15 protein-coding genes are annotated in these 13,500 nt (G+C 68.2%); 9 read left to right on the forward strand and 6 right to left on the reverse strand.

The annotated features are described in order from the left end of the window. Positions 1–111 precede the first annotated feature (111 nt). From lptA to F9Z44_RS02205, 8 genes are all read left to right on the forward strand, one after another. Entirely contained in the window at positions 112–747 is a 636-nt protein-coding gene (gene lptA / locus F9Z44_RS02170) for a lipopolysaccharide transport periplasmic protein LptA (protein WP_159603191.1), read from the forward strand. A gap of 5 nt (positions 748–752) precedes the next feature. Beyond that, positions 753–1,547, forward strand: a complete 795-nt coding sequence (gene lptB / locus F9Z44_RS02175; RefSeq protein WP_159603193.1) for an LPS export ABC transporter ATP-binding protein — start codon at positions 753–755, stop codon at positions 1,545–1,547. A 109-nt stretch (positions 1,548–1,656) separates the two neighbouring features. After that, on the forward strand, positions 1,657–3,285 hold the full coding sequence (gene rpoN, locus F9Z44_RS02180; RefSeq protein ID WP_159603195.1) for an RNA polymerase factor sigma-54: 1,629 nt from the start codon (positions 1,657–1,659) through the stop codon (positions 3,283–3,285). After that, on the forward strand, positions 3,282–4,658 hold the full coding sequence (locus F9Z44_RS02185) for a THUMP domain-containing class I SAM-dependent RNA methyltransferase (protein WP_159603204.1): 1,377 nt from the start codon (positions 3,282–3,284) through the stop codon (positions 4,656–4,658). The genes rpoN and F9Z44_RS02185 overlap by 4 nt, the downstream gene beginning before the upstream one ends. Before the next feature lie 2 nt (positions 4,659–4,660). Continuing rightward, entirely contained in the window at positions 4,661–5,104 is a 444-nt protein-coding gene (locus F9Z44_RS02190) for a putative toxin-antitoxin system toxin component, PIN family (protein ID WP_159603206.1), read from the forward strand. Further along, positions 5,094–6,218: a toxin-antitoxin system YwqK family antitoxin gene (locus tag F9Z44_RS02195; protein WP_159603208.1), complete on the forward strand. Its 1,125-nt coding sequence runs from the start codon at positions 5,094–5,096 to the stop codon at positions 6,216–6,218. Before F9Z44_RS02190 ends, F9Z44_RS02195 begins: the two co-directional genes overlap by 11 nt. 39 nt (positions 6,219–6,257) lie before the next feature. Continuing rightward, positions 6,258–6,647 (forward strand): DUF488 domain-containing protein, encoded by a 390-nt coding sequence (locus F9Z44_RS02200; RefSeq protein WP_159603210.1) that lies wholly within the window; start codon positions 6,258–6,260, stop codon positions 6,645–6,647. A 101-nt stretch (positions 6,648–6,748) separates the two neighbouring features. Then, complete coding sequence (locus F9Z44_RS02205; RefSeq protein WP_159603212.1) at positions 6,749–7,036, forward strand: hypothetical protein; 288 nt, start codon at positions 6,749–6,751, stop codon at positions 7,034–7,036. A 3-nt stretch (positions 7,037–7,039) separates the two neighbouring features. Here the strand turns inward: F9Z44_RS02205 and F9Z44_RS02210 are convergent, their stop codons facing one another. Further along, on the reverse strand, positions 7,040–8,659 hold the full coding sequence (locus F9Z44_RS02210; RefSeq protein WP_159603214.1) for an FMN-binding glutamate synthase family protein: 1,620 nt from the start codon (positions 8,657–8,659) through the stop codon (positions 7,040–7,042). A gap of 76 nt (positions 8,660–8,735) precedes the next feature. Here F9Z44_RS02210 and F9Z44_RS02215 point away from each other — a divergent pair, with 76 nt between their 5' ends. After that, the gene (locus F9Z44_RS02215) at positions 8,736–9,548 is read left to right on the forward strand and encodes a YecA/YgfB family protein (protein WP_159603216.1); all 813 of its coding nucleotides are present in this window, start codon (positions 8,736–8,738) and stop codon (positions 9,546–9,548) included. Between the two features lie 99 nt (positions 9,549–9,647). Here F9Z44_RS02215 and F9Z44_RS02220 read toward each other — a convergent pair whose 3' ends face one another. The 5 genes from F9Z44_RS02220 to F9Z44_RS02240 are packed head-to-tail and all read right to left on the reverse strand — an operon-like array spanning position 9,648 to position 13,427. Then, positions 9,648–10,310, reverse strand: coding sequence for a glutathione S-transferase family protein (locus F9Z44_RS02220; protein WP_159603218.1), 663 nt, complete (start codon positions 10,308–10,310; stop codon positions 9,648–9,650). 9 nt (positions 10,311–10,319) lie between these two features. Beyond that, positions 10,320–11,240, reverse strand: coding sequence for an alpha/beta fold hydrolase (locus F9Z44_RS02225; RefSeq protein WP_159603220.1), 921 nt, complete (start codon positions 11,238–11,240; stop codon positions 10,320–10,322). Between the two features lie 40 nt (positions 11,241–11,280). After that, positions 11,281–12,423 (reverse strand): DNA alkylation repair protein, encoded by a 1,143-nt coding sequence (locus tag F9Z44_RS02230; RefSeq protein WP_159603222.1) that lies wholly within the window; start codon positions 12,421–12,423, stop codon positions 11,281–11,283. Between the two features lie 9 nt (positions 12,424–12,432). Continuing rightward, positions 12,433–12,909 carry a CinA family protein gene (locus tag F9Z44_RS02235; protein ID WP_159603224.1) on the reverse strand — a complete coding sequence of 159 codons (477 nt, stop codon included), beginning with the start codon at positions 12,907–12,909 and terminating at the stop codon, positions 12,433–12,435. Between the two features lie 2 nt (positions 12,910–12,911). Continuing rightward, positions 12,912–13,427, reverse strand: a complete 516-nt coding sequence (locus F9Z44_RS02240) for a phosphatidylglycerophosphatase A family protein (protein WP_159603226.1) — start codon at positions 13,425–13,427, stop codon at positions 12,912–12,914. Positions 13,428–13,500: the final 73 nt, after the last annotated feature.

A 13,500-nucleotide genomic window follows, 5' to 3' on the forward strand; every position in this document is an offset into this window, starting at 1 on the left:
GCCCGGCATTCCTGAGAGGATGCGAGAAAAGAGTGGGTAAAGCAGTTCTCGGGCCCTTGCAGCCTTCATCCCGTCGTTACAATGAATGCAAGTTTCGTGCCCTAAAACTCCATGCACTCCACCTTGCCCAACCTCTTCTTCCGCCGGTCGTACTGGCCGGGCGCCTGCCTGGTGGTGGGTCTGTTGCTGACCAGCGCAGCACAAGCCGAAAAAGCCGACCGCACCCTGCCACTCAATGCCGAGGCCGATGCCCTGCGCTACGACGACGCGCGCCAGACCAGCATCTTCACGGGCAACGTGGTGATCACCAAGGGCACCATCGTCATCCGGGGCGCCAAGGTCGAGGTGCGCCAGGATGCCCAGGGCCATCAGTTCGGCATCGTCAACGGCAGCCCGGGGTTTTTCCGCCAGAAGCGCGACGGCGTGGACGAATTCATTGAAGGCACGGCCCAGCGCATCGAATACGACAGCCAGGCCGACTCCGTCCGGTTCGTGGGCGATGCGGTGCTCAAGCGCTTCAAGGGCACCCAGCTCAACGACGAAACCACCGGCAGCGTGATCGTCTACAACAACACCACCGACGTCTTCACGGTGGACGGCGGCGTGGCCAGCCGCACCCCCAACAACCCCACCGGCCGCGTGCGCGCCATGCTCACACCCGTGCCCAAGGATGGCACTCCCGCTCCCAAACCGGCGCCGCCAGCCAATCTGCGGCCCAGCAACCAGCTTGGCGAGGGCCAGCAGTGACGGCGATGCCTTCGGCGCAGGCGCTGAGCCCGGGCAAGCGCCCGACGACCGCCCCCGATCTCAGTCGGCTGGAGGCCCAGGGACTGCAAAAGGCCTATGGCAGCCGCAAGGTGGTCAAGGACGTGTCGCTCGCGGTCTTCAAGGGTGAGGTCGTCGGCCTTCTGGGGCCCAACGGCGCGGGCAAGACCACCTCGTTCTACATGCTGGTGGGCCTGCTGCGTTCGGACGCCGGAACGATCCTGCTCGATGGTCAGGCCATCCAGGACCTGCCCATCCACCGCCGCGCGCGCCTGGGCCTGGGCTACCTGCCGCAGGAGGCATCGATCTTTCGCAAGCTCAACGTGGCCGACAACGTGCGCGCCGTGCTGGAACTGCAGCAGGACGAGGCCGGCAAGGCGCTGAGCAAGGCCGCCATCGAGGCCCGCCTCGACGAGTTGCTCAAGGACCTGCACGTGGACCACCTGCGCGACTCGCCCGCGCCTGCCCTGTCGGGCGGTGAGCGCCGCCGGGTCGAGATCGCCCGGGCGCTCGCCACCAATCCGCGCTTCATCCTGCTCGACGAGCCCTTCGCCGGCATCGACCCGATCGCCGTGATCGAGATCCAGCGCATCATCGGTTTCCTCAAGTCGCGCGGCATCGGCGTGCTCATCACCGACCACAACGTGCGCGAGACCTTGGGTATCTGCGACCGCGCCTACATCATCAACGACGGCCACGTGCTCACCAGCGGCACGCCGGCCGAGATCGTTGAAAACGCCGACGTGCGCCGCGTGTACCTCGGCGAACATTTCAGGATGTGATGACCCCCACGCTCGTCACTTCGTGTACTTCGCTGCCCCCCGAGGGGGCTGATTCGCCTTGGGGCGGCCCGGCGGCGAATCGTCTCGCCGTTTGCTCACTGGCGTTTTCATGAAACAAGGCCTGTCACTCAGGGTTTCGCAGCACCTGGCGCTCACGCCCCAGTTGCAGCAATCCATCCGCCTGCTGCAACTCTCCACGCTGGAGATGGCGCAGGAGGTCGAGCAAATGCTCGACGAGAATCCGTTCCTCGAACGCTCCGAAGACCTGGCCGAGCGCGAAGCGTTTGGCCTGGAGCAGACCGACGCGCCGGTGAGCGTGGGCGAGCAGATCGCCGAGGCCGCCCTGCCCGAAGCGCCCGGACCGATGCTCTCCAGCACCGAATCGAGCAGCAGCACGAGCAGCGACAGCAGCGAAGGCGATGCCATCGAAGGCAAGCTCGACGGCGCCACGCCGGTGGAAGAGAGCTGGGAGGGCGACGGCACGGTGGAGATGGCGCCCGACGACAGCGAGTGGGGTGGCGACGCGCCCGCGCGCAACAACAATTCGTCGGGCGACGACGACACCGCGAGCGCTGCCGATCTGGCCCGAGCCCACATCAGCCTGCAGGACCACCTGCATGACCAGGCGCGCTGCCTGCGTCTCTCGGACGAAGACCGCGCCGCGCTGTACTTCCTGATCGAATCGCTCAGCGACGACGGCTACATCGAAGACAGCCTGGCCGAGCTGGCTGCGGCCTGGCAGGCCCTGTCGGGACGTGTGCAAACCGACGACCCCAACGAAGGTCTGGAAGAACGCGAGGCGCTGGAGCAGCGCCTGACCATGGCCCTGCAACTGCTGCAGCACATGGAGCCTTCCGGTGTGGGCGCGCGCAGCCTGGCCGAATGCCTGCGCCTGCAGATCCTGGAACTGCGCAACACGCCCGAGGCGCGCGCGGCCCTGGCCATCTGCGGGCAGTCCATGGAGTTGGTGGCCAAGCGCGATGTGAAGCGCCTGTGCAACCTGTGCGGCCTGGACGATGAAACCGTGCGCGCCGCACTCGGCCTCATTGCGCGGCTGGAACCCAAGCCGGGTCGCCGCTTCCTGGACCTGGAGCGCAACGTGGTCGTGCCCGACGTGCTGGTCACGCGCGCTGGCCGCGGCTTCAAGGTGCTGCTCAACCCCGAGGTGATGCCCCGCCTGCGCGTGCACGATGTGTACGCCAGCGCCATGCGCCAGAACCGCGGTGGACGCGACAACGGCGGCGAGGCCGGCCACGCCGCCATGCAGCAGCGCCTGCAGGAGGCGCGTTGGTTCATCAAGAACATCCAGCAGCGCTTCGACACCATCCTGCGCGTGTCCAGCGCCATCGTGGAACGCCAGCGCAATTTCTTCATGCACGGCGAACTCGCCATGCGCCCGCTGGTGCTGCGTGAGATCGCCGACGAGCTCGGCCTGCACGAATCCACCATCAGCCGCGTGACCACCGCCAAGTACATGGCCACGCCCTTCGGCACCTACGAGCTCAAGTACTTCTTCGGCTCGTCGCTGGGGACCGAGACCGGTGGCAACGCGTCGAGCACGGCCGTGCGCGCGCTGCTCAAGCAGTTCATCGCCGCCGAAGAAGCCGCCAAGCCGCTGTCGGACAACCAGCTCTCCGATCTGCTGCGCGAACAGGGCATCGAATGCGCGCGCCGCACCGTGGCGAAGTACCGCGAGGCGCTGCGAATCGCGCCCGCGAACCTCAGAAAATCGCTTTGAACCAGTTACAAGTTTTCCTGCCCTGCGCCGCCGGCGTTGAGGACATGCTCGCCGCTGAAGTGAAGCGCATCACCGGCGTGGACGCACCGCACAAGGCGCGCGGCGGTGTGGCGCTCAACGCTTCGTGGCGCGACGCCATGCGCCTGAACCTGCACAGCCGCCTCACGCAGCGCGTGCTGGTGCAGCTCTGGCACGGTGGCTACCGCTCTGAACAAGACCTGTACCACGCCGCCAGCGAGGTGGCATGGGAGATCTGGTTCACGCCGGCTCAGACCATCAAGGTCGAGATCACCGCGCAGCACAGCCCGCTGACTTCGCTGAACTTCGCCGCACTCAAGGTGAAAGACGCGATCTGCGACCGCTTCCGCGAGAAGCGCGGCGAGCGCCCCAGCGTCAACACCACCTGGCCCGACGTGCGCATCTACGTGCACCTGACCACCGAGACGGTGAGCCTGTACATCGACACCTCGGGTGAGCCGCTGTTCAAGCGCGGCTGGCGCGAGGACAAGGGCGACGCCCCGCTGAAGGAAACCCTGGCCGCGGCCATGATCGCCGCCACCGGCTGGGACGCCTGCGCCGACCAGCCGCTGGACGACATCGTGCCGCTGTACGACCCCTGCTGCGGCAGCGGCACGGTGGTGATCGAGGCCGCGCAGATCGCGCTCAACATCGCGCCGGGTTTTCTGCGCCGCTTCGCGTTCGAGAAGCTGTTGCCGTTCCAGCCGCATGTGTGGCAACCCATCCTGGACGATGCAGAGCGCCAGCAACGCGACTGGCCCGAAGGGCATCCACCCATCGTCTTCGGCAGCGACGTGTCGTTCCGCATGGTCGACTTCGCGCAGCGCAACGCCGAGCGCGCGGGCGTGGCCCACGCCATCGAGCTGCGCGGTGGTGATGCACTGCAGCGCATGCCGCCCAGCAACAAACCCGGCGTGATGCTGCTCAACCCGCCCTACGGCGAGCGCATCGCCGCCGCTGGTGTGGCGGGGCAAAGCTCGGAAGACCGCGCCAGTGCCCGCGCCCAGCGCATGGCGCCGCGCGAGCCGCGCACGTTCACCGTTGGCAAGGCCGCACCACCCGCGCCGGGCCTGGGCCGCGGGGAATCGGAGGTCTCGCGGCTGGGCCGCGAGAGTGCGCAGATGGCCGATGGCGGCGACGGCAGCGACTTCTTCAACCAGCTCGCCGCCCACTGGAAAAGCCACTACGCCGGCTGGACCGCCTGGCTGCTCACGCCCGACCTCAAGCTGCCCGGCAAGATGCGCTTCAAGGAGTCGCGCCGCGTGCCGCTGTGGAACGGGCCGATCGAATGCCGGTTGTTCCGCTTCGACCTGACGGCACGCAAGCCACGGCCCGAGCCCGACGCCGAGGACTGAGCATGGCCGAGGTGCCCGACACCACCGACGTGCTGGTGCTCGACACCAACATCGTGCTCGATATTTTCGTGTTTCAGGATCCCGTCACGGCGCCACTTCGTCAGGCGGTGGAGCGCATGCCGCGCGATTGGCTGGTCACCGCTGCCATGCGCGAAGAGCTCGTGCGGGTGCTCGACTACCCGCAGATCGCTCGCCGCCTGCAAGCCCAGGCCCGGCCGGCGCAAGACGTGCTCGACGCCTTCGACCGCTGCACTCGCCTGGTGCCTGAGTCGCCCAAGGCGGCCTACACCTGCAAGGACGCCGACGACCAGAAGTTCGTCGACCTCGCCGCCGAACACCGCGCCACACTGGTCAGCAAGGACGACGCGGTGCTCTGCATGGCCAAACGGCTGGCGCGTGTCGGTGTGCATGTGTGTCGTGAGTGGAATCTGAGCCATGTCGATTGAAGCGCGTTGGCCGTTGCTGGCCTTCGTTGCCGTGTTTTGCGCGAACGCCTGGGCGGTGCAGAACTGCGAACTCAACGGCGGCAGCGTGAGCCGCGACAACGGCAGCACCACCGCCGGCAAGAGCGGCCTGATGCGCTGCACCGACGACAGCGGCCAGGTGCGCCGCCTGGACCAGACGCTGCGCGATGGCAAGGCCGTGGGCCCGGTGCTCATGGTGCTGGCCGACGGCGAGCGGCGCGAATACAGCGTCAACGAACGCGGCAACCGCGACGGCGTGGCGCGAACCTTCGATGCCAGGGGCACGCTGCGCAAGGAGGAAAACCTTGAGGACGGCAGCGCCGTGGGCGTGCAGAAGGCCTTTGCCGAGGCCGGTCACCTGCAAGCGCTGCATTTCGCGGCCGGCCGGCGCACCGTGCTCACCATCGGCTACCTGGCCGACGGCAGCCTGACCGAGTTGCGATGCGCCGCCGTCACGCTGGTGCCGCAAGACCGTGAGCCGTGTGGCCACACCGGACGCGCCAGCGACGTCACGCTCTACCGGGAAGCGGGAAAGCCAGCGGGCACTGTGAGCTATTTGCAAGGCCAGATGCAGCGCCAGAGCGTGCTGGACCGCGAAGGCCGGCTCGTGCGCAACGAAGAACTCAAGGACGGCCGGCGCATCAAGCGTGTGTTCTACCCCTCGGGACAGGTGCGCTCGGAGACCGACTTCATCGAACGCGATCCCAACAGCGCCGAAGGCCGCGAAGGCGTGTCGCGCGAGTGGGCCGAGAGCGGCCAGCTCACGCAGGAGACCGCCTGGGCCGACGGTTACGAGCAGCGCATCCAGCAGTGGTACCTGAACGGCCGTCAGAAGGCACGCCAGCGCGTCCGCCGTGAGGGCCGTCTCCAGGAGCGCACCACCGAGAGCTTCTGGGACAGCGGCCTGCCCGCGGCCGTCAACATCGAGCGCAATGGCCGCCTGCAAGGCTGGCAGAAATACTTCAGCGAAGCGGGCGTGCTTGTGCGAGAAGACGAACACGGCGAGCGCGGCGTGTTGCTGCGCCGCAGGCACTACGGCGCACTGGGGGTGTTCGAGCGCGAGGAACGTTTTCTGGAAGACGGTTCGCGGATCTGATCAACAACGGGTGGGTTGCCACAACACGAGGAGAGCAGCATGGCCATTCGCGTGGTTCGGCTGGGCAGCGACAGGGTGGCGGGCGAAGGCACCCGCATCGGCACCGTGCGAAGGCCGCCGCGCGGCGTGCCCAAGGCCGCGTTCGCCTCGGGCAACTGGTACGACGTGTGGTTCCCCAATCTCGCGCCCAGCGTGGAGACCATGAAGCTCGGCCAGGCCGCTGACACGCCCGCGCAGTGGCAGGCCTTCACGCGCAAGTACCGCGCCGAAATGGCCACGCCCGACAACGGGCATGCCCTCGAGCTGCTCGCCAGGCTCTCGCACCAGGAGGATTTTTCGGTGGGGTGTTATTGCGAGCAAGAAGCGCGCTGCCACCGCTCGGTGCTGCGCGAACTGCTGTTGGACAAAGGCGCGAAGGTCGAGGCATGAGTCCGAGAGGCCTCACCATCCCGTGCACCGCCCCAAGCGCGGCGATGGTGTCGGTGGTCTGAACCATTTCAAGGCAGCCCGCGCGGCGCCAGAGAGTTCCCATGTCCTCCCAGCGGTGGTTTGCATTCCTCGGCGTCATTGGTGTCCATGCGGCGCTGGTCTGGCTCGGCGACAGGCTCCCCGAGTCGCTTGCGCCCGCGGTTGCCGGCACGGTGTACCTGCCGCTGTGGCCGATGCAGGCCCTGGGCCTGCCGGTCTTCGAGCGCGCCGCCTCGGGTGGGTGGCCCGGGCCCAGCCTCCTGGGCTGGATGCTGGTGGCAACAATCTGGGGCGTGTTGTGGTGGCTGGCGATCGCGATCGTGTCGCGGTTGCGAGCCCGGGCGGCCTGAGCCTCAGGCCAGCCCGAACCGGTCCGCGTGCGCCTGCGGCCAGTAGGTGGTGAACACCGCGTGCTGGCCGCTCAGGTCGTGCAGCAGGGCACCGGGCAGTGTTTCGGGCAGCAGGTTGGCGAGCAGGCGCACTTCGTTCTGGTTCACACGGCGCACCAGGTGGTGGGCGGTGATCTCGCCGGGGTGTTGCAGGCCAGCGGCCTGGATGAGTTCTTGCAGCGCCATGAGCGTGCGCTCGTGAAACTGGTGCACGCGCTCGGCCTTGTCGGGCACCACCAGCGCCTGTTGGCGCACCGGGTCTTGCGTGGTCACGCCCGTGGGGCACTGGCCGGTGTGGCAGCTCTGGGCCTGGATGCAGCCGAGCGCGAACATGAAGCCGCGCGCGCTGTTGCACCAGTCGGCGCCGATGGCCATGGCGCGCACGATGTCGAAGGCGCTGATCACCTTGCCCGCACAGCCCACTTTGATGCGGTCGCGCAGGTTCACGCCCACCAGCGTGTTGTGCACCAGGCGCAGGCCTTCCTGCAGCGGTGCGCCCACGTGGTCGGTGAATTCGAGCGGTGCCGCACCGGTGCCGCCCTCGGCGCCGTCGACCACGATGAAGTCGGGCGTGATGCCGGTGGCCAGCATGGCCTTGACGATGGCGAACCATTCCCACGGATGGCCGATGCACAGCTTGAAGCCGACCGGCTTGCCGCCCGAGAGTTCGCGCAGCCGCACGATGAAATGCATGAGCTCGATGGGGGTGGAAAACGCGCTGTGCGCGGCGGGTGAGACGCAGTCCTGCCCCACGATCACGCCGCGCGCTGCGGCGATCTCGGGCGTGACCTTCGGCCCCGGCAGCACCCCGCCGTGCCCCGGCTTGGCGCCCTGGCTGAGCTTGATCTCGACCATCTTCACCTGCGGGTCCATCGCGTTGGCTTTGAAGCGGTCGGGGCTGAAGTGGCCGTTCTCGTCGCGGCAGCCGAAGTAGCCTGAGCCGACTTCCCAGATCAGGTCGCCCCCGTGCAGCCGGTGGTAAGCCGAGATCGAGCCCTCGCCGGTGTCGTGCGCGAAGCCGCCGCGTTTCGCGCCGGCGTTCAGTGCCTGGATCGCGTTGGCCGAGAGCGCACCAAAACTCATGGCCGAAATGTTGAACACGCTGGCCTCGTATGGCTGGGTGCAGTCCGGCCCGCCGATGGTGAGGCGGAAGTCGTGCGAGGCGATCAGGCTGGGCGCCAAGGAGTGGTTGAGCCACTCGTGACCGGTGGCGCTCTGATCGATCTGCGTGCCAAACGGGCGCTTGTCGGTTTCGCCCTTGGCGCGCGCGTAGGCCAGGCTGCGCTGGCTGCGCGAGAACGGCGTGGCCTCAACGTCGCTCTCCAGAAAATACTGGCGGATTTCGGGGCGGATCTTCTCCAGCATGAAGCGCAGGTGACCGATGACGGGGTAGTTGCGCAGCACCGAGCTTTTGGTCTGCCGCAGGTCGAACACACCGAGCACCGACAGGCCGGTGAACACCAGAAACCAGAAGCCGCCGATGCCGAACGCGATCCAGGTGAACAGGCTCAGCAGCGCGATCACCACACACAGGCCAAGCGCGGTGTAGCGCACGGGGTAGAGGGCGTTGAGGCGGTCGAGCATGCGGGCTTTCGGCAGAGGGTGCGGAATACACTTCAACCCATCATAAAACCCGGGCCTGCGCAGGCCATTTGACCCCATGAACACCCCCGTGAACACCGACCAGACCCCAGCCGGCGCGCTGGACAACGAAGACTACGACACCCTTGACGCGATCCTGGACGACCTGCGCACGCGCGGCGAAGACGTGCCGCAGTGGGAGTTCTGCGAAGGTGCCATGGCCGCCCTGCTGTGCACGCGCCGCCCGGTGGAGCCGGCCGAGTGGTTGCCCATGCTGCTGGGCACCGGCCCCCTGCCCACCGCACCGCAGGAAGACGGCACACACTTCGCCAACACCGCGCAGTACGAGCAGTTCATGGCGTTGTGGACGCGCCGCAGCGCCGAGGTGTCGATCTCGCTGGCCTCACCGGTGGACACGCTGGAAGACGAGCGCAGCTACCACCCCGAGTTGATGGACGTGCGTGGTGCGGTGGCCGCTCTGCCCGATGCCGAACGCGCCGAGTTCAAAGACCAGGAGCTGCCGGCCTACGCGCAGGTGTGGGCGCTGGGCTTCATGTTCGTGGTGGAAAACTGGCCCGAGGACTGGGAGCCGCCACGCGACAAGGACACCGCCATCTGGATCGACGAAGCGCTCGACCACCTGGTGGCCCTGACCGAAGACGACACGGGCAAGCCGACGGTGAACATGCACGCCGAAGACGGCCCGCCGAGCGTGAGCGACGAGCGCCTCAATGCGTTCGGCGCGGCGATCTGGGCGGTGTACGACCTGGCCCAGATCGGCCGCAGCCTGGGGCCGCGTGTGGAGCCGATCCGCAAGGCCGAGACGCCGGGGCGGAATGACCCTTGCCCGTGCGGCAGTGGAAAAAAATACAAAAAATGCCACGGCGCATAGGGCATTCAGACAGCGCCTTCTGAGCCCCTGTCAGTTCGGCCTGAGCTCATATCCGTTCGGGCTGAGCCTGTCGAAGCCCTCGCCTGCTGCGCAGGCGGCTCACTTCAACTCAAACGGTCCACCCTGCACCAGCGCCCGCTGATAAGCCGGGCGCGCATGGATGCGGCGCAGCCAGTCCATGAGCTTGGGCCGGCTTTCGTTCAGCCCCGCTCGGGCCGCAGCGGCTTCCACCGGAAAACTCATCTGCACATCGGCCGCGCTGAACGAGCGCCCGGCGAACCAGTTGGAGCTGGCGAGTTCGCCTTCCAGAAAGTCCAGGTGCTGCTTGAGGTTGGGGGTGATGAAGCGCTTGTGCACCGTGGCCGAGATCGCCTTGGCGATCGGGCGCACCAGCAGCGGGGCTTTCTCCACCTCGTCGAACACCAGCTTCATCAGCAGCGGCGGCATCAGCGAGCCCTCGGCGTAGTGCAGCCAGTAGCGGTAGCGCAGATGCGAAGGCGTGCCGGGTTCGGGTGAGAACTTGCCTTCGCCGTAGCGCTCCACCAGGTACTCCATGATCGCGCCCGACTCGGCCAGCGTGGCCTGCCCGTCCGTGACCACCGGCGACTTGCCCAGCGGATGAACCTTCTTGAGCGCGGGCGGCGCCAGCATCGTCTTGGGGTCGCGCTGGTAGCGCTCGATCTGGTACGGCACGCCCAGCTCTTCGAGCAGCCAGAGCACGCGCTGCGAGCGCGAGTTGTTGAGGTGGTGGACGGTGAGCATGGGCGTCTTTCAGTCGGTGGTGGTCATGAAGCCGCGCAGGGCCGCTGCGGTGGCCTCGGGCAGTTCTTCGGGGATGAAATGGCCCGCCGGCATGGCGTGGCCGCTCACGGTGCCCGAACATTGCGCCTGCCACAGCGCCAGCGGGTCAAAGAACTTCTGCACCACACCTCGCGCGCCCCACAGCACGAGTGTGTCGCAGGCGATGCGCTGTCCACGCTCGCGGCTCTCGCGGTCGTGATCGAGGTCGATGCCGGCGCTCGCGCGGTAGTCCTCACACGCGCTGTGGATGGCCTCGGTGCGGCAAAAGCAGCGCTCGTACTCGGCCAACGCCTGCGGCTCGATGTGGGGCAGGCGCGCGCCGCCCTGCACCGAACCCCAGCCGCCCAGCTTGGCGTGCAGGTAGGCCAGTGCGTTGCCGCCGATCATCAGTTCGGGCAGCGGCGCGGGCTGGATCAGGTGGAACCAGTGGTAGTAGGCGCGCGCAAAGGCCATGTCGGTGCGGGCGTACATGTCGAGCGTGGGCGCGATGTCGATCACGCATAGCTTGCGCACGCGCGCCGGGTGGTCCACCGCCAGTCGGTGCGCCACGCGCCCGCCCCGGTCGTGGCCGCAGAGAAAGAAGCGGTCGATGCCCAGCGCGTCCACCACGTCGATCACGTCCTGTGCCATCGCGCGTTTGCTGTAGGTGCTGTGGTCACTATCACCGGGCGCGTGCGACGAATCGCCATAACCGCGCAGGTCGGGCAGCACCAGCCGGAAGTGAGGCGCCAGCTCGCGCGCCACGCGGTGCCACATGGTGTGTGTCTGCGGGAAACCGTGCAGCAGGACCAGGGCAGGGCCATCGAGCCGGCCGCCCACGCGCACGGCGGCATGCGCGCCCCGGGTCGGGATCTGTTGAAGCTCGAATCCGGCAAACCAGTCGGGGGTCATGTGCGTGTCTCCTGCCGCACGAGTGTAGGCGTGTGGGTGCTCAGGGCAGGAGATCGAACGCCGCTTCGGCCAGCGCCACGCCGTTCACCAGCACCTGGATGCGGTGCGTGCCGGGGTAGAGCGTGCGCGTGGTCACCGGCTTGAGGCTGTGGCGCTTCTCCAGCGTGCGCTCTTCGCCCGGCTCGAGCGTGAGCTTCCAGCCCTTGAACACCTTGGGTGAGGTGCTGCCGTTGGCGCGCACGTGGTGCACCGCGTAGTCCACCACCAGCAGCTGCGGCTTGCGCGCGCTGGAGCGCAGCACGGCGCGCAGGCCGATCTCGCCACCGACCGCCGCGCGCTTCGCGGACAGCGCCAGCGTTGCCTCCCCCTTGAGCCCGCTCGCCAGGCCCCAGGCCGCCAGCGTGGGTGCGTGGCCTGCCTTGATGAGGCTGCGGCTCGCGTGGCGCAGCAGCGCGCTGCGCGGGTCGGGTGCGTCGATCAGGTGGTCGTGCACCCAGCTCGCCACCAGGTCGGGGTGGTCCTTGGCGATGTCGTTGAGGTGGTTGGCCACACTGCGGCGCACATAGCTGCTGGGGTCGTCCTGCAGGCTGCGCAGCAGCGGCAGCGCGGGCGCCGGGTCGGCCACCAGCGCCTGCAGCCGCAGGCCCCAGGGCAGGCGGGGCCGGCTGCCTTCGCTGACCAGCCGGCGCACGTGCGCGCTCGGATCGTTCGCCCAGCGCGCGAGCACCGGCCACACGGCCTCGGGCCGCTGCTGGATGAAGGGCCGGATCGCGAACTCGGCGGTGGAGCGCTGGGTGAGGGCGTGCAGACAGGCGAGCGAGCGAGACACGTCGTGCTGGCCCTGCCGCGCCACAAATTCGCCCATCGACCAGATCACCCAGCCGCTCAGGCCGGTGGCGGCCTCGGCCGTGGACAGGCCAACGGGCTCGCCGGTTGCGTCCAGCGGCAGCGGGGGTGCCAGGCTGGTTTCCAGCACGGTGCAGGCGGCGTTGAAATCGGCGGGCAGCGTGGCGTGCATTGCCGTGGCCAGTTGCAGCATGCGCGCCTTGAGTTCGAGCGCATCCAGGCCGTGGTTGGCGAGCGCTTCGAAACGCGGGCGGTCAAAGCCGCTCCACGCGCGTTGCAGGTGCAGGCCGGCGTGGGCCACGGTGGTGGCGTTGATCAGGTTCTTGAACGGTTCCATGCGCCGCTCTCAGGGCAGGCGTTGCAGCAGGCCGGCCAGGGCGTGCCGCACCGTGGCCGCGCGCACGGCGGCGCGGTCGCCGGCAAAGCGCTGGTGTTCGGTGAAGGTGCCCGCCGGCGTGGCCCAGCCAAACCACACCGTGCCCACGGGCTTCTCGGCGCTGCCGCCGGTGGGGCCGGCCACACCCGTGACGGCCACCGCCAGCTGGGCCGGGGAATGGGCGAGAGCGCCCGCGGCCATGGCGCGAGCCACCGGCTCGCTCACGGCGCCGTGTTGCGCGATCAGTTCGGCGGGCACACCCAGCAACTCGGCCTTGGCGGCGTTGGAGTAGGTGACGAAACCGCGCTCGAACCAGTCGCTGGAGCCACTCAGCTCGGTGCAAGCACCCGCGATCAGGCCGCCGGTGCAGCTCTCTGCGGTGGCCATCATCAGGCCGCGCTCCTTGAGTTTGCGCGCGAGCGCCTCCACCAGTTCGGCTGCGTTCATGGTCAGAACCTCCAGATGGCGATCACCAGCAGCGTGCAAGCCGCGGCGGCGAAGTCGTCAAGCAGGATGCCGAAGCCCCCGCGCGGACCGAAGCCCTTGAAGCGCTGGTCGGCCCAGGCCATGGGGCCGAACTTCACGGCATCGAAAAAGCGGAACAGCGCAAACGCCACCAGCTGAGCGCCGAAGCCCGCGGGTGCGATCAGCCAGAGCACCAGCCAGAAGGCCACCACCTCGTCCCACACGATGTGGCCCGAGTCGGCCACCCCCATGTGGTGTGCGGTCACGGTGCAGGCCCACCAGCCCACCAGCGTGCCCGCGCCGATCAGCAGTGCCCAGGCTGGGGTCGACATCACCGGTTGCAGCAGCAGGAAAGCCGCCCACGCCCACAGCGTGCCCACGGTGCCCGGCGCCAGGCGGCTCAGGCCGGCACCAGCACCCAGCGCGATGAAGTGCGCCGGGTGGGACAACAGGAAGGCCCAGGTCGGGCGGGCCAGTGGGGCGTAGGCGGTCTCAGGCATGGGGCGGATTATCGGCGGCGCGGCCTTGTTTCACCGCGGGGCCGGCGCGATACTGGCGTGCACGAAGAAGGGA

This window comes from Hydrogenophaga sp. PBL-H3, assembly GCF_010104355.1.
In the GTDB taxonomy this organism is placed as follows: domain Bacteria; phylum Pseudomonadota; class Gammaproteobacteria; order Burkholderiales; family Burkholderiaceae_C; genus Hydrogenophaga.